The following is a 20,947-nucleotide window of genomic DNA, read 5'->3' as shown; positions in this document are numbered from 1 at the left end:
GAAGCGATGACGGACACCACGACTGATGACCGCGACGACGTGATCCGCGAAGTGGTGGAGGAACTCTCCTCGCCCACCACGATCGGAGTCGAGGCCTATGTCTCCGAGACCTACGCTCGCGCCGAACGAGACAAACTGTGGCGCAAGGTGTGGCAACAGGTCGGCCGGGTCGAGGAGATCCCCGAGGTCGGCAGCTACCTGACCTACGACATCCTCGACGACTCGATCATCGTCGTCCGTACGGGCCCCAACGAGTTTCGCGCCCATCACAACGTCTGCATGCATCGCGGCCGCAAGCTGGTCGACGTCCCAGCCGGTGCCAAGCACGCCCGCGACCGCACCCGCAAGTCGTTCGTCTGCGGCTTCCACGGCTGGACGTATGGTCTCGACGGTGCGTGCACGCACATCCGCGAACAGGATGACTGGCAGGGCGCGCTCACCCCGGAGAACACACATTTGGCGCGCGTCGACGTCGACACCTGGGGTGGCTGGCTGTTCGTCAACATGGACGCCGATCCAGAACCGTTGGCCGACTACCTCTTTCCCGCCGCCAAGATCCTGGATCCGTTCGGCCTGGACAACATGCGCTTCAAGTGGCGCAAGTGGCTGAACTTCGACTGCAACTGGAAGGTGGCGCTGGAGGCCTTCAACGAGACCTACCACGTCTTCACCACCCACCCCGAGTTCAACAAGTTCGGCGAATTCAAGGGCTGGGCCAAGGCGCAGGGCAAGCACAGCAACATTGGTTACGACGCGCCAAAGGGGTTGGACGAAACCAAGTCCAAGATCCGGCTCGGCTCCGGTGACCCGAGGATCTCGACCGCGGAGATGCAGGTCTACACGATGGAGGAGACCAACGCCACCACTACCCAGACGCTGGTGAACGCCGCAAAACGACTGGTCGACGAACTGCCGGAGGGCACCCCGGCCACCAAGGTCCTCGAACATTGGTTGACCTCGGCCCGCAACGACGACGCGGCGCGCGGTGTCACCTGGCCGACGATTCCCGCCGACATCCTCGGCCAGAGCGGAACGGCATGGCAGCTCTTCCCGAACTTCCAAGTTGGACAGGGTCTGACGAGCGCACTCTGCTACAGCGCCCGGCCCGATCCCGGCTATGACCCCAACAAGTGCATATTCGAAGTCGCCGTCCTCGAGCTGTACCCGAAAGGCCAAGAGCCGCAGACCGAGTGGGTGTACACACCCGTCGGCGATCCGAACTGGCTTTCGGTGCTGCCGCAGGACTTCTCGAACATGGCCGCCGTTCAGCAGGGCATGAAGTCTCTCGGCTTCCCCGGCACCAAGCCCAACCCGTACCGCGAGCGCAGCACCGTCAATCTGCACTTCCAGTTGTCCAAGTACATGGGCACCGGCGCGCCCCAAGACCTCACCTAAGGAGTAGCGATGAAAGTCAATCTCGGAACCGGAGCCCAGAACTCACACGATTGGGATCGTGTGCTGGCCGGAAACTTCAGTAGCCCAACCGAGACTCCGGACTGGCAGTGCGTCGAGGGAGCGTTGGCACTCGGCGACCTGGCCGAGCCGCTGGGCTTCGACGGCATCTGGTTCCCCGAGCACTGTGGCACGCCATACGGCATGACGCCCAATCCGATTCAGGCACTCACCTACTTCGCGGGCCGGACCGAGCGGGTTGGCCTCGGGACGTTCGTCGCCGTTGCGCCGTGGTGGAATCCGGTTCGCCTAGCGCACCAGATCGCCTACCTCGACATCGTTTCCAAGGGACGTTACAACACCATCGGTATTGGGCGTGGTGTGTCGAAGTCGGAGTTCGACGCCGTCGGCGTGCCGCGCGAGGAGAGCCGCGAGCGGTTCAACGAGTGTCTCGACATCCTCGAGCTGGCATTCAGTGGTGATCGGTTCTCCTACGACGGAGAGATCTTCTCCTTCCCCGAGATGTCGCTGCGCCCGGAGCCCTTCAGCAACGACCTGTTCTCGCGGATCTACAGCTCGTCCTCCACGGCCGAGTCGCTGGAGATCCTGTCGCGGCGCGGCATGGTGCCGCTGTTCGTCGGCAACAAGCCGATCTGGGATGCCGGCGCAGAAGTGCAGAAGGTCAACACCTTCCGCCAGGAAGAGGGGTTCGCCCCCTGCCAGCCCAAGAACGTGATGTTCATGTACTGCACCCCCGACGAGCCGGATGCGGCGCAGACCGACGAGTGGATCTGGACGGCGAACCGCGACGTCACCGTGCACTACGGTTTCGCCGATGCGTCGAACTTCAAGGGCGTCAAGGGTTATGAGGCCTATGCCGCCCGCGAAGCCAGCGCCACGGCCGTGCTGGCCGAAGCCGTTCAAGACAAGCCCGAACCGGGCACCAAGAAGATGCCGGGCTACCACGCCTCCAATCTGCTGATCGGCACGCCCAATACGATCTTCGCGAAGTTGAAGGCCGCGCAGGAAGCCTGCTCGTTCTCCGAGGTGACGATCGTCCCGCAGTTCGGCACCATGCCGTATGCCGACGCGATCGAGAGCGTGAAGTTGTTCGCCCGCGAGGTGCTGCCCGCCGTGCACGACATGGCCGCACCGCTGCACGAATCCGCGCTGCCCGCGGAGGCGCTGGCATGACAGCGGTCCAACACTGCGGCCCCACCCAGACGCCCGAGGACGTCGACATTCCGGCGCTGCGCGAGAAGTACCGGTACGAGCGCGAGAAGCGGCTGCGCACGGAAGGCTCCAAGCAGTACGTCGAGACGGGGGATGGCTACGCCGAATTCGCCGAGATCGATCCGCACACACCGTATGTCGAGCGCGATCCGATCGACGCCGACATCGACGTCGCCGTCCTCGGTGGTGGCTTCGGCGGACTGCTGAGCGCGGCCTACCTCAAGAAGGCCGGCGTCGACGACGTCCACGTCATCGAGATGGGCGGCGACTTCGGCGGTGTGTGGTACTGGAACCGCTACCCGGGCATCCAGTGCGACAACGAATCCTATTGCTACGTACCGCTGCTGGAGGAGCTCGACTTCATCCCAAGCAAGAAGTTCGCCGACGGCGCCGAGATCCAGCAGCACTGCCGCAACATCGGCAAGCACTTCGGGCTATACGACGGCGCGATCTTCTCCACCCAGGTTCGCGATCTGATCTGGGACGACGACATCGACCGTTGGCGGGTCACCACCGACCGCGGCGACGACATCCGCGCCCGCTTCGTGGTGATGGCGTCGGGCCCGTTCAACCGGCCGAAGCTGCCGGGAATTCCCGGAATCCACGACTTCACGGGGCACAGCTTCCACTCCTCGCGATGGGATTACGGGTACACCGGTGGCACCTCTGCCGACCCCGTGCTCGACCAGCTCGCCGACAAGACCGTGGCGATCATCGGCACCGGTGCGACGGGCGTGCAGATCGTGCCCTACCTCGGCAGGTACGCCAAGCACGTCTACGTGGTGCAGCGCACGCCGTCGACGGTCGACGAGCGCAACAACCGGCCCACGGACCCGCGGTGGGCGCAATCGCTTGAACCGGGCTGGCAGAAGGAACGTCAACGCAACTTCCATTCCTGGACGTTCGAGGGCATGGCCCTCGGCCAACCCGACCTGGTGTGCGACTTCTGGACAGAGTTGGGACGGAACACCGCGGCCCGCGTGCTCGCGCTGCCCGACCCCGCCGCGATGACCCCCGAGCAGTTCATGGGTCTGCGTGAGGAAGAGGACTACAAGCTGATGGAGCGGCTCCGGCGTCGGGTGGCCGACCTCGTCGAGGACGGTGCCACCGCCGAGGCGCTCAAGCCGTACTACCGATTCCTCTGCAAGCGGCCATGTTCCAACGACGACTACCTGCCGACGTTCAACAGGCCCAACGTGACGTTGGTCGACGTGTCCGAGAGCAAGGGCGTCGAGAAGCTGACCGAGGGCGGCTTCGTGGCCAACGGAGTCGAGTATCCGGTCGACTGCATCATCTACGCGAGCGGTTTCGAGATCACCACTGAGATCAGCAGGCGCTACAGCATCGACGCGATCACCGGGCGCGACGGCGTCTCGCTGTACGACTACTGGCACGACGGGTTCAAGACCCTGCACGGCATGACGAGCCGTGGCTTCCCCAACCAGTTCTTCACCGGCTTCACGCAGGTCGGCATCTCCGCCAACATCGCCGCGAACTACGAGCTGCAGGGTGAGCACATCGCCTACGTCATCGCCGAAGCGCTCAAGCGTGGCGTCACCACACTGGAGCCGACGCAGGAGGCGCAGGACGCCTGGTGCGCGACGATCCGCGAGAACATCGTCGACAACTCGGCGTTCGACGCCGAGTGCACGCCGGGGTACTACAACAACGAAGGTGGCGGGGAGGGGGACGCGGTAGGCGAGGGCATCCGGAGCCATCTCGGCGAGCCCTACGGGCCGGGCTTCTACGCCTTCGGTGACCTGTTGGCCGGCTGGCGCGGCACGGGCGACCTCGACGGCCTGGAACTCGGGAAGTGAAGCCCGCCGAGCATGTCTGAGGCCACCTTCGATGGTCGGGTCGCGGTCGTCACCGGCGGCGGCCGCGGACTCGGCCGGGCCTATGCGCTGCTATTGGGGGCCCGCGGTGCCAAGGTCGTCGTCAACGACGTTGGCGGCAGTCTGACGGGTGAGGGTGGTGACGAGGGGCCCGCGTCCGAGGTGGCTGCCGAGATAATTGCCGCCGGGGGAGAGGCCGTCGCCAACGTCGACTCGGTCGCCACCCCCGCCGGCGGCAGGGCCATCGTCGACACCGCACTCGACCATTTCGGTCGCATCGACGCGCTGGTGCACAACGCGGGTAACGTGCGACGGGCTGCCCTGCGGGACATTACCGTTGAGGACTTCGAGGGGGTCGTCGACGTCCACCTGCGGGGTGCCTTTCACGTTGTTCGCCACGCGTTTCCGGTGATGTGCGACGCGGGATACGGTCGCATCGTGCTGACGTCGTCGATCGGCGGGCTGTACGGCAACCACGACGTGGTCAACTACGCCGTCGCCAAATCGGGCGTGATCGGGTTGTCCAACGTCGCCGCAATCGAGGGCGCTGCGCACGGCGTCAAGTGCAACGTCATCGTCCCCGCCGCGGTGACCCGGATGGCGGAGGGCGTCGACACCTCGGGCTACCCGCCAATGGGGCCCGAGCTCGTCGCACCGGCGGTGGCGTACCTCGTCCACGAATCCTGTTCCGTCACAGGGGAGATGATCATCGCGCTGGCGGGTCGCCTGGCGCGGGCCTTCATCGCGGAGACGCCCGGGGTATATCAGCCGTCGTGGTCGATCGAGCAAGTCGGCGAGCAGCTCGACGCCATTCGGGACGACACCGCAGCGCTGGTGTTCCCGCCCGTGCCGGACGGGCACGACGACCACATTCGTTACAGCTTCGCGATGGCGAATCAGGCGATCGATCATGTCTAACGGTCCGCTCGCGGGGATCCGCGTCATCGACCTGACCGCAGTGGTGATGGGGCCGTACTGCACGCAGATCATGGCCGACATGGGTGCCGACGTCATCAAGGTGGAGCCGCCCGAGGGCGACAATGCGCGCCACATCTCGGTTGGTCCGGCTCCGGGGATGAGTGGCGTGTTCGTCAACGTGAACCGCGGAAAGCGTTCCGTGGTTCTCGATCTCACCACCGACGACGGCAAGACGGCACTGCGCGCGATGATCGCCGGGGCGGACGTCTTCATTCATTCGATGCGGGCCCGGGCGATCGCCAAGCTGGGGTTCGCCTACGACGATGTGGTCTCGCTCAACCCGGTGATCGTGTACACCAATTGCTACGGCTACAGCCGGCGCGGACCCGATGCCGACCTTCCCGCCTACGACGACGTCATCCAGGCTCAGTCCGGCGTCGCGGCGGTTCAACAGCTTCTCACCGGCGAGACGACCTACGTCGGAACGATCGTCGCGGACAAGGTTGCTGGACTCACTGCGCTGTACGCCACGATGATGGCGCTGTTCCACCGGGAGCGCACCGGCGAGGGCCAGGAGGTGGAGGTCAGCATGTTCGAGACGATGGCGTCGTTCATGCTCGTCGAACACGCCAACGGCAGGATGTTCTCGCCGCCGCTCGGTCCGGCGATCTACCCGAGGACGGTCGCGCGCAATCGCAAGCCCTATCCGACCAAGGACGGGCACGTCGCGGTACTGATCTACAACGACAAGCACTGGAATGCGTTCGTCGACGCGGTCAAGCCCGTCTGGATCGAGGATTACGGAGAGGCCTTCGCCTCCCTCGAACAGCGAGCCAAGCAAATCGACGTCATGTATGCCCTGATCGCGCAGACGCTGCTGGAACGCACCACCGCAGAGTGGCTGGAACTGTTTCGGGAGCTACAGATCCCGGTCGCGCCCATCCAGACGCCCGACGAACTGTTCGACGATCCGCACCTCAACGCCGTCGGCCTGTTCGAGACGGTGCAGACGCCACACGGGCCGGTGCGCTTTCCCGGTGTGCCGACCTGGTTCTCACGCACGCCGGGTCGCGTCGCAGGCCCCGCGCCCGAATTGGGTGCCGACACGGCCGAGGTACTTGCGGACTTGGCTGCGATCAACGAGACCTGAACGGTCAGCCGTACCGCCGGGACAATCTCTGACGGTGCTCGGCAGGCGCGCCGAACAACGCTCGGTTCAGCGCCGCTCGCTTCAGGTAGACGTGAAGGCCGCTCTCCCAGGTGTATCCGATGCCGCCGTGCAGTTGTATGGCCTTGCCGGCGACGTCCAACGCCGTTTCGCACGCGTACGACTTGGCCATCGACGTCGCGACCGATGCGTCGACGCCCTCGGCCACCTGGGTCACCGCTGCGTCGACCAAGACGCGCGCAACCGACAGCCGAACCAGCATGTCCGCGCAGGCGTGCTTCACCGCCTGAAACGATCCGATCGGACGGCCGAACTGCTGACGTACTGCGACGTAGTCGACCGTCGCGGCGAGCATCGCCTCGCCGATCCCGAGACTGTCACAGGCGACCGCGACGGCGGCTCGATCCCGCAGCCGTGCGGCCGCCGCAGCTCCCCCGAGCCGCCACACCGACGCCGCGGCGACGTCCACGTTGTCGGCGCTGACGACGCTCAGGCTGCGGGTCTCGTCGAGCAGTGGGTGCGCGGTGACGGTGAGCCCGCTGGCGTCGACGACCACCGGGCACCCGTCGTCATCGGCGAGGACGAGCATGCGGTCGGCACCGACTGCGTCCGGGACGAACTCAGCTCGACCCGACAAACGCACGCCCGGGCCGTCGCGCACCACGCGGAAGGAGTCCGAGACGAGCGCCGCCGAGAGCGTGCCCGCGGCGACTGCGGTCAGCAGCTCGTCGCGAGAGTCGTTGGGCGCCAACGCCATCAGTGCGCCGACCGTGAGCACGGTGCCAAGATATCTGCTCGGTGCGGCGGCGCGGCCCAGTTCCTCGAGGACGATCGCCGTCTCGACGAACGACGCTCCGGCTCCGCCCAGGGCGTCGTCGATCTCCAGACCGAGCCATCCGGCGTCGGCGAACTGAGCCCACCCGACGGGAGTGCCGGCCTTGCCGAGGACCGTGCGCGCGACCGCACGAAGCTCGTCGTGTATCTCGGCGAACTCGGAGGTCACGAACTCGCCGGTTCACGCGGGAGACCGAGGCCCCGTTCACCGATGATGGTGCGCTGAATCTCGCTGGCTCCACCGGGAATCGTCCACTCCCAGGAGCCGATGAAGTCGAGCATCCAGGCGCCTGACTCCCATCCGCTCGACACCGGCTTGGCCAGCACCGTGTGCGCCGCGAGGCCGCTGATCTGGGTACCGAAGTCGGTCATCCGTTGCAGCAGTTCGCTGTAGAACAACTTCACGATGGACGGGTCCGCTGGCCCACCCCGGCCGGTGTCCGGGCTCTCCACTACCGCGCGGCACATTGCCCGCAGCCCGCTGAGTTCGGTCTCGAAGCGAGCCAGGGAATCGCGGACGGACGCGTCGTCGAGCGGCCGCGACCCGTCCGGTCGGTTCCGCGCACAGTCCTCGACCAGCCACCGGAAGCCGGCATTTCCGAGACGCTCGGCGAGTTCCAGCATGGTCATGCCGCGTTCTGCCCCCAGAGTCGCCTGTGCCACTTGCCATCCCGAATTCTCGGCACCGATGAGGTCGTCGGCCGGAATGACCACGTCGTTGAGGAACACCTCGCAGAAGTGCGAGTCCCCGATTGCGTTGCGGATCGGTCGCACGTCGACGCCAGGGGTGGCCATGTCCATCAGGAAGTAGGAGATGCCCTTGCGCTTCGGTGCGTCGGGGTCGGTGCGGGCCAGCAGGAGGCACCAGTCGGCGTGCGCTCCGCCACTGGCCCAGAGCTTCTGGCCGTTGACGACGAAGTGGTCGCCCTCGCGCCGCGCCGAGGTACGTAGGCTGGCAAGGTCGGATCCCGCCTCGGGTTCGGAGAAGCCCTGAACCCAGATCTCGCCGTCGAGAATGGCCGGCAGATGTCGACGACGCTGGGCATCGGTGCCCGCGATCAGCAGCGTGGACGCGGCATGGTGAATTCCGACGAAGGCCAACACGAGTCGGGGTGCGTCATGTGCCGCCAACTCTTGATAGAGCACGATCTGCTCGCCGACCGGCATGCCACCGCCCCACTCCGCCGGCCAATGTGGGACGGCGAATCCCGCGGTGTGCAATTCGGCGAACCAGGACTTCTGGAATGCCACGAACTCGTCGTCCCCGATGCCGGTCTGTGAAGCACGCCAGTCGGCGGGTACGTGCTCGGCACACCACTGGGACACGTGTGTGCGGAACGCGTCGAGATCGGTCATCGGACGGACTCTTCGATGGTGTCGTAGAGGCCAACCAAACCGGCCCGCCCGACGCGCGAGGTCAGCAGGTCGCGGGTGGCCGAGAGCCCGAGTGGCAGCCGTCGAAGCGGCTGGCTGTACCGCGACAGCCACGACAGCGTGGTCTCGTCGCAAAATCCGACCGCGCCGTGCAACTGATGGGCGACGCGGAAGACCACCTCAGCTGCCTCCAACGCGGCGGTTCGCAGTGCGAGCGCATCGTCGAGTGCCTCGGCCCGCATCTCGCCGACGCTCCACAGCGTGTATTTCGCCAGCATCTCCAGCCCGGCCCGTTCGACTTCGGCGTCGGTGAGCTGAAATTGCACGCTCTGGAAACGCGACAGCGGCTGCCCGAACTGCTGACGCAACCGAACATGGCCGACGGTGAGTTCGATTGCCCTGTCTAGCATCCCGAGAAGAGTCCAGCACTGCAGGGTCAGCGCCAGAGCCAGGTCGGCCGTGCCGTCACCGTCGAGCGGCGCCAGGTCCAGCCTGGTCACGAATGCCGCGCCGGGCGTCGACGTTCCGATGACCCGGTGGCGGTGGCCGTCCACGGAGACGGCAGCCCACTGAATGTCGGTTCCTGCGATGGCAGCGGACGGCCGGGGTCCCGAGACGACGACTAGCCCGTCGACGTCGAGGTCCGCGGGACGGGCCAGCCGCTCGGCGACGGGATAGGGCAGTGCCCAGTATCCGGCGCTGCGGCACACTGCTGCCGCCGCCTCCAACGAGTCGGCGTCGTCCCGGGGGTGGAGGTCCACGACGCCGAGCTGCTCGAGCACCGGTCCGACGAGCGCCTCCCGGCCGAGCGGACCCGTTTCGGCCCGCTGCACCAAGAGATCGCCGCCGGCGCCTTCGAAGGCGCGAAGTGCTTGGCGCCCATACTCCTTCGCCTCGTCACTCAGGTCGACGATCATCGGGCCCCCAACATCGAGCGGGACAACAGGATGCGTTGCATCTCGATGCTGCCCGAGGACACCGTCGACGCCTGCGCGTACCGCCAGTGGTCTTCGACCTCGGCGCGGAACACCGCCGCGGTGTCGTCGGCCGCCGCCACGATCTCCATCAGCACCTCGGCGCTGTCCTGGTCGAGCTTCGTCACCGCGATCCGGTAGGCCGCCGAGTCAGTGGGGCTGACTTGGCCGCTGGCCTGCAGCGCGACCAGCCGGTAGGCGAGCAGCCTGGCGCGGCGGCAATGGGTCAGCATGCGGGTCCACCGGCCGTGCAACTCCGCGGGCAGATGGTCCCATCGATGCCCGAGCGCCGACGGCGCAAGGTGCAGGAGCCGTTCGCATCTGGCGTAGCGGGCAATGCCGACCCGCTCGAAGGCGAGCACGTCGGACACTATCGACCAGCCCTCGTCGACGGTCCCAAGCACGTCCGCATCCGAGACCCGAAGGCCGTCGAAGAACACCTCGTTGAGGTGGTGCGGGCCCATCATGCAGCCGATCGGCCGCACGGTGACGGCGGGATCCGACATCGGCACCAGGAATATCGTCAAACCCCGTTGTTTCCGTACGCCTTCGGAGATCTTCGTGGTGCGGGCCAGCAGGAAGCACCACTGCGCCATCGTGGCGTAGGACGTCCAGATCTTCTGCCCGTTGACCACCCAGCCGTCGCCATCGCGAGTTGCGGTGGTGCGCAGGGACGCAAGGTCCGATCCGGCCTCGGGTTCGCTGAAGCCCTGACACCAAATGACCTCGCCGCGGGCGATGGGTGGCAAGTGGGCGCGTTGTTGCTCGGGGGTGCCGTGGCGCATCAGCGTCGGCCCGACCCAGTTGACTCCCATGTATTGCGCGCCCCGGGGTTCGTGATGGGCCCACATCTCCTCGCGCACCACGGTTTGCTCCCAGATCGACGAGCCGCGACCGCCAAATTCTGGTGGCCAAGACATGCATAGGAGGTCGCGTTCGGCGAGCAGGCGACAGAACGCCTGGGCCGTCTCGAGATCGGCGGGATCTGCGGTGAAGGCGCCGAGGAAGTCCTCGGCTACGTTCTCCCTCAGTAGACGTCGGAGATCGTGACGCAACGCCGTTGCCGCGCTGCCTATTTCGAAGTCCACGTGGCGATCCTAAGCCAATCCTTATAAGGATGCCAGATCAATCCTTATAAGGATGGTAGATTCACGCCCCATGACACCTACGGGCGTTGGCCAAACCCCACGGGGTCGGGTGGCCGAAACCGTCGCCGCCGACTTGCGGCAGCGCATCCTGAGCGGGACTGTGATGACTCACCTGCCCACCCAGGACCATCTGGTTCGGGAATTTGGCGTCAGCCATCCGTCGGTGCGTGAGGCGCTGCGGATCCTGGAGACCGAGGGTCTGATCACGACCCGGCGGGGGAGCGTTGGCGGTGCGAAAGTGCATCGACCGGACCAAGCCTCGGCCGCGTATCACCTCGGACTGGTGTTTCAAGGCGCCGGCGTCACGCTCGGCGACCTGGCCCAGGGCCTGCTCCGGCTGGAGCCCCAGTGCGCCGGCGACGTCGCACGCCGGCCGGACCGGATGGCGGCAGTCGTGCCGGTGCTGACCGCCAACGTCGACGCGTCGGCGGAGGCTGTGTCCGACGGTGTCGCGTTCACGCGCATCGCCAGGGAGTTCCACGATTTGGTCGTCGCGTTCACGCCAAACGAGACGACGCGCTACGTCGTGCGCAGCCTCGTCGCGTTGTGGTCCGCCCAGGAACAACAGTGGGCTGAGGTGATCAGCAGCCACGGGCAGTATCCCTCGCCCGCCGCCGCACGCGGCGCCGTACGGACCCACCGTCGACTGGTCGAGGAGATCGCCGCAGGCCGCGCCGACGAGGTGGAGCGCCTTGGTCGACGTCATCTCGCCGCGACCCAAGCACTCGTGCTCGGGCGCTTCGCCGACGACGTCGTCGAGGCCGCCCCGGCGAGGGCAGCGCGCGTCACCCGGGTGGGTTCGGCACCACGCCCCGGGCCCGCGTGAGGGGCAGATCGTTGTAGGTCGCGATGCCCGGTGCGGCCGCGACGACGGCCGGGATGGCATGAATCGGCGGCATCGCGGTCATGATGTGACCGAGCACCATGAACTCCTCGAGGGTGGTCGCCTCGAAGTACGGGGGCGGGAGGAAGCCGACCTGCATGTTGACCGTCGGACGCCCGTCAATGGTGATCTTCCAGCCATCCGGACCCATTTGCCAGTCGGGTTCGAGCGTTTGGCCCTTCCGCCAGCGGACGTTGACGTCGACGATGGTCTCGCCGGCGCTGATGCCCTTCCAGCTGGCATGCACACCGGCCACGCATCCGGCGGGGATGGTCCACGACCCGAGGTCGAGATCTTCTGTGGTCTGGGCATATTCGGCGTCGCAGCGAATCTCGTCCAGCTCGACGCCGAGCGAATCGGCGATCAGCCGAACGGCCTCGCTGAAGATCGCGGTGCCCCGGGACGCCATCGGCGCCAAATCGGGATCGTCGATGGGGCGACCGAATCCGACCGGCTTCTCGGTCTCCGGCGAGTCGTAGAACGTGGTGTCCGCCGACTCCTGAATGGTGACCTTGTCCACCCGGTCGCAGGCATTCGCCGCGACGATGGCCAGCAGTTCGGCGAATCCGGGGCTGACACCGGACCCGAAGATCGTCGAACCGCCGCGCCTACAGGCCTCGAGGATCCGGTCGCGGCCGTCGCCCAGGTTGTGCCCGGTGATGAACGACGCGGTTGCCACGACGTTCACGCCGGCCGAGAGGATGCCGACCAGTTCCTCGACGTTGGGCCACATCGCGTTGTACACCACGCAATCCGGCTTCAATGCGAGAAGCTCGTCGACGTCGTCGGTGGCGGTGATGCCCAAGGGTGGGACGCCAACCAGTTCGCCGACGTCGCGGCCGACCTTGTCCGTGGACCACGCGTAGCACCCGACGAGATCGAAGTCGGGATTGGCGACGATCGCCTGGACGGAACTCCTTCCGACATTGCCGGTGTTCCACTGCACGATGCGATAGCTTTGGCTGCTGGGCACCCGCACAGCATAGGAACCAGCCGGCCGTGACGAAGTGGTTCTGACGATATTCGTCCCAAGCGGCGCGACACGACTTCCTGGGAGAACTCGTCATGGACGATGCGGCACTACTGCTGGAGATCGAGGCGATCAAACGGCTCAAGGCTCGCTACTGTCGTTATCTCGACACCAAGGACTGGGACCGGTGGCGGACAGTCTTCGCCGACGACTTCGTCAGCGACACCAGCGATTCGGGCGGCACGGTGATCAGGGGCGCCGACCGCTTCGTGGCCTACGTCCGCAAGACGCTCGGCAAGCCGTCGCAGCCGACCGTTCATCAGGTGCACGCACCCGAGATCGACCTCGTGTCGGCCACGACTGCGCGCGGCGTATGGGCGCTCAACGACGTCGTCCGACTGGCGCCCGGGCTGAATCTGAATGGCTTCGGGCACTACCACGAAACCTATGAGAAGACCGATGGTGAGTGGCGGATCGCGTCGTCACGGCTGACCCGGCTTCGGGAGGACGTCTTCAATCCGTTCGTGTCCATTCGCGTGTCCGAAAAGCTCAGAAGGCTCGGCGCCACGACTGCGCGGCGGGTGGGACGTTGACGCGATGTTGACCACCACCCCTCGTCGGTGCTAAGCAGGTGCTCAGCAAGTGGTCGCATCAGCCTGCCGATTGTTGGCGTCGACCTCCACGGACTCATCAAATCGATTGCACGTACGGGATTCACGAGCATTACACCAAGGAAGTCGAGGCCAGGATGACATTGCAGTCGGTGTTGGACGAGATACGGGAACGCCCGGGCACGGGTGACGTCATTCCGATCGTCGATCCGGTGACGGAGGAGCGGATCACCGAGTTCACCGACTGCGGTGCGGACGCAGTCGACGACGCGGTGACGCGCGCCAGAGCCTCCTTCGAATCAGGGGTGTGGTCGGGATTGCCCGGTCGCGAACGGGCCAAGATCATGTGGCGCATCGCGGATCTGATCGACGAGCACGCCGCCGACTTCGCCGAGATCGACTCCGCCAACACCGGCATGATGAAGCTGCAGTCGGAGATGGTGGTGCCCACGTGCGCTGAGTTCTTCCGCTACTACGCGGGCTGGTGCTCCAAGATCAACGGTACCGCCTACGACGTCAAGACCACGGGCATCGCCGCCGACAGCTACGTCGACCTGCATGCGTACACGCTCAAGGAGCCGTACGGCGTGGTCGGGCTGATCTTCCCGTGGAACGGGCCCATCTTCAACGCATGCGCCAAGATTGCGCCGGCCCTGGCTGCCGGCTGCAGCAGCCTGGTGAAACCCGCTGAGGAGACGCCACTTTCAGCCCTGCTACTGGACCGGTTGATCCACCAGGCAGGCGTGCCCGAAGGCGTGGTCAACCTGATAACCGGGTACGGCCACACAGCGGGTGCGGCAATCAGCGCCCACCCCGGTGTCGAGAAGGTCGCGTTCACCGGGTCGACCGAGGTCGGCAAGGAAATCGTGCGAGCCTCGGCGGGCAACCTGAAGAAGGTGATGCTCGAACTCGGCGGAAAGTCGCCCGTCCTGATCTTCGACGACGCCAATCTCGACCAGGCCATCTTCGGCGCGGCCATGGGCATCTTCGTCCATTCCGGCCAGGGCTGCGTCTGCGGTTCGCGGATCTTCGTACAGCGCGGTGTCTACGACCGCGTCGTCGAAGGCATTGCGGGAGTGGCGAACTTCATGAAGTACGGCGGCCCGAGCGAAGAGGGCGTCATGAGCGGTCCGTTGATCAGCGCCAAGCAGCTCGACCGGGTGCTTGGCTTCATCGACGAGGGCAAGCGCGACGGTGCCGAGGTCGTCGCCGGTGGTCACCGGCTCGATCGGAAGGGCTACTTCGTGCACCCCACGGTGCTGACGAACGTGGATCCCAGCATGCGGCTGTATCGGGAGGAGATCTTCGGCCCGGTCGTGTCGATCATCCCGTTCGACGACGAGGACGAGGCCGTTGCGATGGCCAATGACACCGACTACGGGCTGGCGGGCACCGTCTGGACCACCAACATCAGCCGCGGCCACCGTCTGGTGAAGCGGCTGCAGGCGGGCAGTGTGCAGATCAACTGCCAACTGATCTTCGACCACGACGTGCCGTTCGGTGGCTACAAGCAATCCGGCTGGGGCCACGAATTTGGCAAGGAGGGGCTTGAGGGCTACCTCAAGACGAAGTCCGTCTGGGCTCAGCTGTAAGAGGGTAAGAGCGCGAATGTCGGTGTGGGAGTGACACTCTCACCCCGATATTCGTCGCGGAGCTCAATCGCTGGCGGGCAGTGGCTTGGCTTCCTTGACGGTCAGCGGTGTGCTTCCGACGCTCAAGGTGCCCGCGCCGGCCTTCGTGACGAGCACCTCGGCGCCAGAGTCGTCGACGTAGCGCTTGCCCATGAGGGTCCCGTCGGACAGGTCTGGGTCGATCGTCAGACCGGCGTCGACGTCGCCGCCGACAGGCACCACCGGGGCCCCACCCACGCGAAGATCGTGGAGGCTGTCGGCGCTGCGCACCACGATCACCTGGGTGTCGCAGACCTGACTCTGTAGACGTGCACCGTTCTTGATCATGCTGACTCCTTGCTGTGGGCGTCTAGTTCGTCGACGAGCTCGCGGCGGAGCACCTTGCCGGTCGCGTTGGTGGGGAGTTCGTGGCGGAACACTACGCGGTCGGGGGTGCGGGAGCCGCGGAGTTGGGCACGGACGTACGCCCGCAGATCTTCGGCGTCCGGGGCGGTGCCCGGCATGGGAACGACGACCGCGACGATGATCTGTCCCCACTCGAGATCTTCCAGACCCACGACGGCGCAATGGCCTACGTGTGGATGCTCGACGAGGACGTCCTCGATCTCGGCGGGCGCGATGTTCTCGCCACCGCGGATGATCGTGTCGTCGGAACGCCCGCCGAGGAACAAGTAGCCCGCCTCGTCGAGCATGGCGCGGTCCCTGGTGGGAAACCACCCCTCGGCGTCGAGCAGAGAGCCGACGTCGGTGTACCGGCCCGACACCTGCTCGCCGCGCACGTAGAGTTCGCCCGTCTCACCAACGCCCAGAACCGTGCCGTCGTCGGCGCGGATCTGGACCTCGATGCCGGGAACCGGTTGACCCACCGAGCCGAGACGGCGCAGCGCGTCGCCGGCGGTCGCCGCCAGTGCTTGGCGGTGGTCCTCTGGGGTCAGCACCGCGATCGTCGAGCTGGTCTCGGTGAGCCCGTAGGCGTTGACGAGCCCAACGCCGGGAAAGACGGCCATTGCCCTGCGAACCAGCGGCAGCGCCACCTTCGAACCCCCGTACGCGAGGGTGCGCAGGCTCGAGGGCACCGCGTGCTCGGCCGACGAATTCTCCAGGACGTCGACGATCCGATCCAGCATGGTGGGCACCACGGTCGCCGACGTCACCCGCTCCTCGTTGACAAGCCTGATCCAGTGGCTGGCGTCGAAGTTCTTGAGGTAAACCATCTTTCGTCCGGCGTAGAGGTTGGACAGCGCCGCGCCAACCCCGGCGACGTGGTACGGCGGCACGCAGATGAGGGCGGCGTCTCCCGCCTCTGCGGAGTCGAACTCGACCGTTCCGGTGACATAGCTGGTGAGGTTGTTGTGGGTGAGTTCGACGGCCTTGGGCGTCGACGTGGTTCCCGAGGTGAACAGGACAACGGCCACCGAATCGGGATCGGCGAACCCTGACGAGGGATCGGCGGCCCGCGCGGCGGAGACGAAGTCGGTCGACGTGATCACGCGTTCGCCGTCGACGACGTGGCGGTATTCCTCGTCGACCACGACGAGTGGATCGGGCAGTCGCTCGACGAGCGCCCGCACACCGTCGGTGGACAGCCGGTAGTTCAGCGGAGTGATCGCGACACTCGCGCGGGCGGCGCCGAACAGGAGCAGGGGGAGCATCTCCGCGCCGGTGCCGACATAGGCGACGTGCCGGGCGCCGGTGTCGGTGATGACGCCCGCGGCGCCGTCGGCGAGTCGGCTCAGTTCGGCCGTCGTCCACCGCAAGCCACCGGAGATCAGCGCCTCGCGGTCGGGCTGCGACGACTCCGCCATCTCCAGCAGCAGCGAGATGCTCACCGGGTGCCTTCCATCTGCGGGGCGTCGACGAAGATGTCCCACTTGGGGTTGTCGCCGCCGCCGTAGGACGACAGGTCGGTGATACCCGACTCGGTCAACACGTCGGCGTCGACGAAGCACCTGCCGTTGGCGCTTGCCGGGGGCATCGCCAGGATGGCGGTCGCGGCGTCGGCCATGATCTCGGGGCCGCGGGACGCGGCCACCAGGGCCTCACCGTCGGCGAGGTTGGACACCGCAGACGTCGCGATGTAGGTCTGTGGCCACAGACAGCTGAATCCGATTCCGGCATCGGCATATTCGGAGGCCCAGCCGAGTGAGAGCAGTGTCATGCCGTACTTCGAGAGCGTGTAGGCCGGATGTGCACCGAGCCAGTGGGGACTCGTGTTGAGCGGCGGCGCCAGCGTCACCACATGAGCGTGGGAGGACTTTCGTAGGTGGGGGATTGCCGCCTTGGTCAGGAGGAACGTGCCGCGCACGTTGACGTCCATCATGAGGTCGAACTTCTTCGTGGACAGTCTTTCCGTGGGATCGGTCGCGATGGCGCTGGCGTTGTTGACGACGACGTCGACGCCGCCGAAGCGTTCGACGGCCACGTCCACGGCACGTACGACGTCCTCTTCGTTGCGGACGTCGCCGACGACGGCGACTCCCTTGCCGCCGGCCGCCTCGATGTCGGCCACCGCGGTGTGCACGGTTCCCGGGAGCTTCGGATGCGGCTCACTGGTCTTGGCGAGCAGAACCGCGTTGGCGCCGAGTCTGGCTGCGCCGAGCGCGATCGCCAAGCCGATGCCGCGGCTTCCGCCGGAAATCACCAGCGTGCGGTCGGCCAATGGATGCAGACTCGACATGGGTCTCCTTGGTTGATTGCCTCGCATGCTAGCTGATTGATAGTGGCATTCTCATTTTTTGCAAGTGTAATGCTCGGAGCTGGTGACGTTGCACATTGGCAGGTCGACACTCATGGTGGCGCCATTGCCGACGGATGCACCGAACGTGCCGCCAAACGCCTGTTCGCGGTCCGCGGTATTGGAATTCTCATTTTTTGCAAGTACGTTATCTCCGATGAGCGAGCAAGTCGGCCCCCGGGTAGAAACGCCGTCGGGCATCCCGCTGGCGGCGGTGTACGGTCCGGCCGACCTGGCGTCGGCTCCACCCGCGCCGGGCGAATTCCCCTTCACCCGGGGTAATTTCGCATCCGGCTACCGGGGAAAGACCTGGACCTTCCGACAGTATTCGGGATTCGGCACTGCCGAGGAGTCGAACGAGCGCTACCGATATCTGCTCGGTCAGGGAGGTACCGGCCTGTCCGTCGCACTCGACCTGCCGACCCAGTGCGGCTACGACTCCGACGACGACGAGTACGGCGAAGAGGTCGGTCGCGTCGGAGTCGCCGTGGACACCCTCGCCGACGCAGAGGTTCTCTTCGACGGGATACCACTGGACGAGATCAGCACCAGTTTCACGATCAACGGCACCGCCGCGATCCTGCTGGCCCTCTACGTCGCGGCCGCCGAGAAGAAGGGCGTGCCCCGGGCGAAGCTCACCGGAACGATCCAGAACGACATCCTCAAGGAGTACGCGTCGCGCGGTACTTGGATCTGGCCGCCGGAGCCCTCGCTGCGGTTGATCGCCGACACCATCGAGTTCTGCGCGGCCGAAGTCCCCAGGTTCAACGCGATCTCCGTGGCGGGGGCGCACTTTCGGGACGCGGGCGCCAACGCGGTGCAGGAGATGGCGTTCACGTTGGCCGACGGCGTGACCTACTGCGACACCGTCGTCGAACGCGGCCGGATGACCGTCGACGAGTTCGCCCCCCAGATCTCCTTCTTCTTCTACACCCACGGTGACTTCTTCGAGGAGATTGCCAAGTACCGCGCCGGCCGGCGCCGGTGGGCCACCATCGTGCGCGAGCGCTACGGGGCGACGACGGACAAGGCGTCGATGTTCCGCTTCGGTTGTGTGGCCGGCGGGGTGTCCCTGTACGCGCCTCAGGCGCAGAACAATCTCGTGCGCGTCGCCTATGAGTCGATGGCGGCGGTGCTCGGTGGCGTCCAGTCGATGTTCACCGCGGCGTGGGACGAACCGTTTGCGTTGCCGAGCGAGGAGTCGGCGACCCTGGCGCTGCGCACCCAGCAGATTCTCGCCTACGAAACGGGTGTGACGAAGGTGGCGGATCCGCTGGGCGGCTCCTACTTCGTCGAGGCGCTGACCGATGCGACCGAGGCAAGGATCGTCGAGATCATGGATGACCTCGAGGCGCACGGTGGGATGGTGCGCTCCATCGAGGACGGTTACCTGCAGGGGCTCATCGCCGACGAGGCGTTCAAGATCCACCACGAGGTGGAATCGGGGAAGCGGCCCGTCGTCGGGGTCAACAAGTTCGTCACCGACGAACCGGCTCCCGACATCGACACCTACGAGTTGAATGCCGAGGGTCGCGATCTGCAGCTGAAGCGGCTGGCGAGGGTGAAGGCCGAACGTGATGGCGTCGCCGTGCGGGACACGCTCGCTGCGCTGTCGCGTGCGGCGGAGAGCAGCGAGGACAACGTGATGCACAGGCTGATCGACTGCGCCAAGGCCTACTGCACGGTCGGTGAGATGGTGACCGCGCTGAAGTCAGTGTGGGGCGAGTTCCAGCAACCGGTGGTGTTCTGATGAGCGCGACGAGGAGACGAGCCTGATGGGTACCCGTGTGCTGGTGGCGAAGCCAGGCTTGGACGGCCACGACCGGGGCGCAAAGATCGTGGCGCGCACTCTGCGCGACGCAGGTTTCGAGGTCATCTACACCGGCATTCGTCAACGCATCGAGGACATCGTGTCGATTGCGCTGCAGGAGGACGTCAAGCTCGTCGGGCTGTCGATCCTCTCGGGGGCACACGTGGGATTGACCGCACGGGTGGTCGACGCCTTGCGTGCTGCCGACGCGGGCGACATCGCCGTCGTGGTCGGGGGCACGATTCCGCAGACCGACGTCCAGAAGCTTCTCGATGCCGGTGCGGCGGCGGTGTTTCCGACCGGGACGCCGCTCGACACGCTCGTCCGCGACGTGCGTGCGCTGACCGAGAGCGAGGGGGACCTCTGATGCGCCTCGGAGTGATGATCGGCGCCGAGCGCGGCGATTCTGCCCGAAAGGTGACCAAGCTCGTCTCCGACATCGAGTGGGCCGAGTCTGCGGGCCTGGACACGGCGTGGATGCCGCAGGTGCCCAACGACTTCGACGCGCTCACGATGGTGGCGCTGATGTCAGGCCGCACCACCAGGATCGAACTGGGCACGGCCGTGGTACCGCTGCAGGCGCAACATCCCATCGCGCTTGCGCGCCAAGCGCTCTCGGTGCAGGCGCTGGCCGGCGGCCGACTGGCGCTGGGCGTGGGCCCGTCGCACCATTGGATCGTCGCCGACATGCTGGGCCTGCCCTACGAGAAGCCCGCGGCCTACACCCGCGACTATCTCGAAGTGTTGCGCGCGGCGTTCGACAACCCCGGTCCGGTCGACGTCGAGAACGACACGTTTACCGTGCACAATCCTCTTGACCTGCAACCGGTTTCGCCGATGCCGGTGTTGGTTGCGGCGCTCGGTCCGGTCATGCTCAGGATCGCCGGCGAGCACGCCGACGGCACCGTGCTGTGGATGGCCGACGAGCGAGCCATCGGCGATCACATTGCGCCGCGGATCAACGAGGCCGCGGCGGATGCGGGCAAGCCGTCGCCGCGAATCGTCGCGGGCATTCCCGTCTGCCTGTGCGCGAACTCCGAGATCGACGCGGCGAAGGAGAGGGCCAACCGGATCCTGTCCGAGGCGGAGACGTCGCCCAACTACCAGAAGCTCCTCGACCGGGGCGACGCCCGCAACGTCGGCGATCTCTGTGCGGCCGGTGACATGGACGAAATCCTGCGTCGATTCCAGTCCTTCGCGGACGCGGGCGTCACCGATCTGTCGGTGCGCCTGCTGCCGATCGGGGACACCCGTGACGAACTCGTCGCGTCGAAGTACCGGACCAGGGAGATGATCGGCGAGCTCGCCAAGGCCCTGCGGTGAGCGCGGCGACCGCCGGTCCGCTGGCGGGCATCCGCATCCTCGAGGTCGGCCACATGCTGGCCGGCCCCTATGCCACCATGATGCTCGCCGACCTCGGCGCCGAGGTCAC

Annotated in this window: 20 protein-coding genes; 12 read left to right on the top strand and 8 right to left on the bottom strand. The window is 66.2% G+C overall.

From position 1 onward, the window contains the following. Positions 1-6: 6 nt before the first annotated feature. Genes B1790_RS26890 through B1790_RS26870 form a run of 5 tightly spaced genes read left to right on the top strand, consistent with a single transcriptional unit; the run spans position 7 to position 6,528 of the window. Positions 7-1,395: an SRPBCC family protein gene (locus tag B1790_RS26890; protein ID WP_079926352.1), complete on the top strand. Its 1,389-nt coding sequence runs from the start codon at positions 7-9 to the stop codon at positions 1,393-1,395. A 9-nt stretch (positions 1,396-1,404) separates the two neighbouring features. Continuing rightward, a complete protein-coding gene (locus B1790_RS26885; protein ID WP_079926351.1) occupies positions 1,405-2,586 on the top strand; it encodes an LLM class flavin-dependent oxidoreductase in 1,182 nt (393 codons plus the stop codon). Beyond that, positions 2,583-4,442, top strand: coding sequence for an NAD(P)/FAD-dependent oxidoreductase (locus B1790_RS26880; protein WP_079926350.1), 1,860 nt, complete (start codon positions 2,583-2,585; stop codon positions 4,440-4,442). The genes B1790_RS26885 and B1790_RS26880 overlap by 4 nt, the downstream gene beginning before the upstream one ends. A 12-nt stretch (positions 4,443-4,454) precedes the next feature. After that, positions 4,455-5,378, top strand: a complete 924-nt coding sequence (locus B1790_RS26875; RefSeq protein WP_079926349.1) for an SDR family NAD(P)-dependent oxidoreductase — start codon at positions 4,455-4,457, stop codon at positions 5,376-5,378. Beyond that, on the top strand, positions 5,371-6,528 hold the full coding sequence (locus B1790_RS26870; RefSeq protein ID WP_079926348.1) for a CaiB/BaiF CoA-transferase family protein: 1,158 nt from the start codon (positions 5,371-5,373) through the stop codon (positions 6,526-6,528). Before B1790_RS26875 ends, B1790_RS26870 begins: the two co-directional genes overlap by 8 nt. Before the next feature lie 4 nt (positions 6,529-6,532). Here B1790_RS26870 and B1790_RS26865 read toward each other — a convergent pair whose 3' ends face one another. The 4 genes from B1790_RS26865 to B1790_RS26850 are packed head-to-tail and all read right to left on the bottom strand — an operon-like array spanning position 6,533 to position 10,816. Beyond that, on the bottom strand, positions 6,533-7,549 hold the full coding sequence (locus tag B1790_RS26865) for an acyl-CoA dehydrogenase family protein (protein ID WP_079926347.1): 1,017 nt from the start codon (positions 7,547-7,549) through the stop codon (positions 6,533-6,535). Then, a complete protein-coding gene (locus B1790_RS26860) occupies positions 7,546-8,736 on the bottom strand; it encodes an acyl-CoA dehydrogenase family protein (protein ID WP_079926346.1) in 1,191 nt (396 codons plus the stop codon). Before B1790_RS26860 ends, B1790_RS26865 begins: the two co-directional genes overlap by 4 nt. Continuing rightward, entirely contained in the window at positions 8,733-9,671 is a 939-nt protein-coding gene (locus B1790_RS26855; RefSeq protein ID WP_079926345.1) for an acyl-CoA dehydrogenase family protein, read from the bottom strand. The genes B1790_RS26860 and B1790_RS26855 overlap by 4 nt, the downstream gene beginning before the upstream one ends. Beyond that, positions 9,668-10,816, bottom strand: a complete 1,149-nt coding sequence (locus B1790_RS26850) for an acyl-CoA dehydrogenase family protein (protein WP_079926344.1) — start codon at positions 10,814-10,816, stop codon at positions 9,668-9,670. The genes B1790_RS26855 and B1790_RS26850 overlap by 4 nt, the downstream gene beginning before the upstream one ends. Before the next feature lie 70 nt (positions 10,817-10,886). Here B1790_RS26850 and B1790_RS26845 point away from each other — a divergent pair, with 70 nt between their 5' ends. Next, positions 10,887-11,702 (top strand): FadR/GntR family transcriptional regulator, encoded by an 816-nt coding sequence (locus B1790_RS26845; RefSeq protein ID WP_079926343.1) that lies wholly within the window; start codon positions 10,887-10,889, stop codon positions 11,700-11,702. Here B1790_RS26845 and B1790_RS26840 read toward each other — a convergent pair. After that, positions 11,662-12,732 carry a dihydrodipicolinate reductase gene (locus B1790_RS26840; RefSeq protein WP_079926379.1) on the bottom strand — a complete coding sequence of 357 codons (1,071 nt, stop codon included), beginning with the start codon at positions 12,730-12,732 and terminating at the stop codon, positions 11,662-11,664. The two genes, B1790_RS26845 and B1790_RS26840, sit on opposite strands and share 41 nt — an antisense overlap. Positions 12,733-12,824: 92 nt before the next feature. Between B1790_RS26840 and B1790_RS26835 the strand changes: the two genes are divergently transcribed. Beyond that, on the top strand, positions 12,825-13,322 hold the full coding sequence (locus B1790_RS26835; protein WP_079926342.1) for a nuclear transport factor 2 family protein: 498 nt from the start codon (positions 12,825-12,827) through the stop codon (positions 13,320-13,322). A gap of 155 nt (positions 13,323-13,477) precedes the next feature. Continuing rightward, positions 13,478-14,932 carry an aldehyde dehydrogenase gene (locus B1790_RS26830; protein WP_079926341.1) on the top strand — a complete coding sequence of 485 codons (1,455 nt, stop codon included), beginning with the start codon at positions 13,478-13,480 and terminating at the stop codon, positions 14,930-14,932. Between the two features lie 63 nt (positions 14,933-14,995). On the opposite strand, the gene B1790_RS26825 is transcribed toward B1790_RS26830, so the two are convergent. Genes B1790_RS26825 through B1790_RS26815 form a run of 3 tightly spaced genes read right to left on the bottom strand, consistent with a single transcriptional unit; the run spans position 14,996 to position 17,648 of the window. Further along, positions 14,996-15,298 carry a hypothetical protein gene (locus B1790_RS26825; protein WP_079926340.1) on the bottom strand — a complete coding sequence of 101 codons (303 nt, stop codon included), beginning with the start codon at positions 15,296-15,298 and terminating at the stop codon, positions 14,996-14,998. Continuing rightward, on the bottom strand, positions 15,295-16,800 hold the full coding sequence (locus B1790_RS26820; RefSeq protein ID WP_079926339.1) for a class I adenylate-forming enzyme family protein: 1,506 nt from the start codon (positions 16,798-16,800) through the stop codon (positions 15,295-15,297). Before B1790_RS26820 ends, B1790_RS26825 begins: the two co-directional genes overlap by 4 nt. Then, complete coding sequence (locus B1790_RS26815; protein ID WP_079926338.1) at positions 16,797-17,648, bottom strand: NAD(P)-dependent oxidoreductase; 852 nt, start codon at positions 17,646-17,648, stop codon at positions 16,797-16,799. The genes B1790_RS26820 and B1790_RS26815 overlap by 4 nt, the downstream gene beginning before the upstream one ends. Before the next feature lie 214 nt (positions 17,649-17,862). Here B1790_RS26815 and B1790_RS26810 point away from each other — a divergent pair, with 214 nt between their 5' ends. The 4 genes from B1790_RS26810 to B1790_RS26795 form a co-directional block, all read left to right on the top strand. Next, positions 17,863-19,455, top strand: a complete 1,593-nt coding sequence (locus tag B1790_RS26810; RefSeq protein ID WP_079926337.1) for a methylmalonyl-CoA mutase family protein — start codon at positions 17,863-17,865, stop codon at positions 19,453-19,455. 25 nt (positions 19,456-19,480) lie between these two features. Continuing rightward, positions 19,481-19,882: a cobalamin B12-binding domain-containing protein gene (locus tag B1790_RS26805; protein WP_079926336.1), complete on the top strand. Its 402-nt coding sequence runs from the start codon at positions 19,481-19,483 to the stop codon at positions 19,880-19,882. After that, positions 19,882-20,838, top strand: a complete 957-nt coding sequence (locus B1790_RS26800) for an LLM class F420-dependent oxidoreductase (protein WP_079926335.1) — start codon at positions 19,882-19,884, stop codon at positions 20,836-20,838. Before B1790_RS26805 ends, B1790_RS26800 begins: the two co-directional genes overlap by 1 nt. Continuing rightward, on the top strand, positions 20,835-20,947 hold a 113-nt coding region (locus B1790_RS26795), incomplete at its 3' end, for a CoA transferase (protein WP_198952128.1). The genes B1790_RS26800 and B1790_RS26795, both read left to right, overlap by 4 nt.

The organism is Mycobacterium sp. AT1, from assembly GCF_002043095.1.
In the GTDB taxonomy this organism is placed as follows: Bacteria; Actinomycetota; Actinomycetes; order Mycobacteriales; family Mycobacteriaceae; genus Mycobacterium.
The sequence above is the reverse complement of the archived record's forward strand: the minus strand, read 5'-3'. Positions and strand labels throughout refer to the sequence as shown.

Bases quoted from the DNA above. Each gene is read 5' to 3' on its own strand.
- B1790_RS26890 (WP_079926352.1), top strand. From the start codon at position 7: ATGACGGACACCACGACTGATGACCGCGACGACGTGATCCGCGAAGTG.
- B1790_RS26885 (WP_079926351.1), top strand. From the start codon at position 1,405: ATGAAAGTCAATCTCGGAACCGGAGCCCAGAACTCACACGATTGGGAT.
- B1790_RS26880 (WP_079926350.1), top strand. From the start codon at position 2,583: ATGACAGCGGTCCAACACTGCGGCCCCACCCAGACGCCCGAGGACGTC.
- B1790_RS26875 (WP_079926349.1), top strand. From the start codon at position 4,455: ATGTCTGAGGCCACCTTCGATGGTCGGGTCGCGGTCGTCACCGGCGGC.
- B1790_RS26870 (WP_079926348.1), top strand. From the start codon at position 5,371: ATGTCTAACGGTCCGCTCGCGGGGATCCGCGTCATCGACCTGACCGCA.
- B1790_RS26860 (WP_079926346.1), bottom strand. From the start codon at position 8,736: ATGACCGATCTCGACGCGTTCCGCACACACGTGTCCCAGTGGTGTGCC.
- B1790_RS26855 (WP_079926345.1), bottom strand. From the start codon at position 9,671: ATGATCGTCGACCTGAGTGACGAGGCGAAGGAGTATGGGCGCCAAGCA.
- B1790_RS26845 (WP_079926343.1), top strand. From the start codon at position 10,887: ATGACACCTACGGGCGTTGGCCAAACCCCACGGGGTCGGGTGGCCGAA.
- B1790_RS26835 (WP_079926342.1), top strand. From the start codon at position 12,825: ATGGACGATGCGGCACTACTGCTGGAGATCGAGGCGATCAAACGGCTC.
- B1790_RS26830 (WP_079926341.1), top strand. From the start codon at position 13,478: ATGACATTGCAGTCGGTGTTGGACGAGATACGGGAACGCCCGGGCACG.
- B1790_RS26825 (WP_079926340.1), bottom strand. From the start codon at position 15,298: ATGATCAAGAACGGTGCACGTCTACAGAGTCAGGTCTGCGACACCCAG.
- B1790_RS26815 (WP_079926338.1), bottom strand. From the start codon at position 17,648: ATGTCGAGTCTGCATCCATTGGCCGACCGCACGCTGGTGATTTCCGGC.
- B1790_RS26810 (WP_079926337.1), top strand. From the start codon at position 17,863: ATGAGCGAGCAAGTCGGCCCCCGGGTAGAAACGCCGTCGGGCATCCCG.
- B1790_RS26805 (WP_079926336.1), top strand. From the start codon at position 19,481: ATGGGTACCCGTGTGCTGGTGGCGAAGCCAGGCTTGGACGGCCACGAC.
- B1790_RS26800 (WP_079926335.1), top strand. From the start codon at position 19,882: ATGCGCCTCGGAGTGATGATCGGCGCCGAGCGCGGCGATTCTGCCCGA.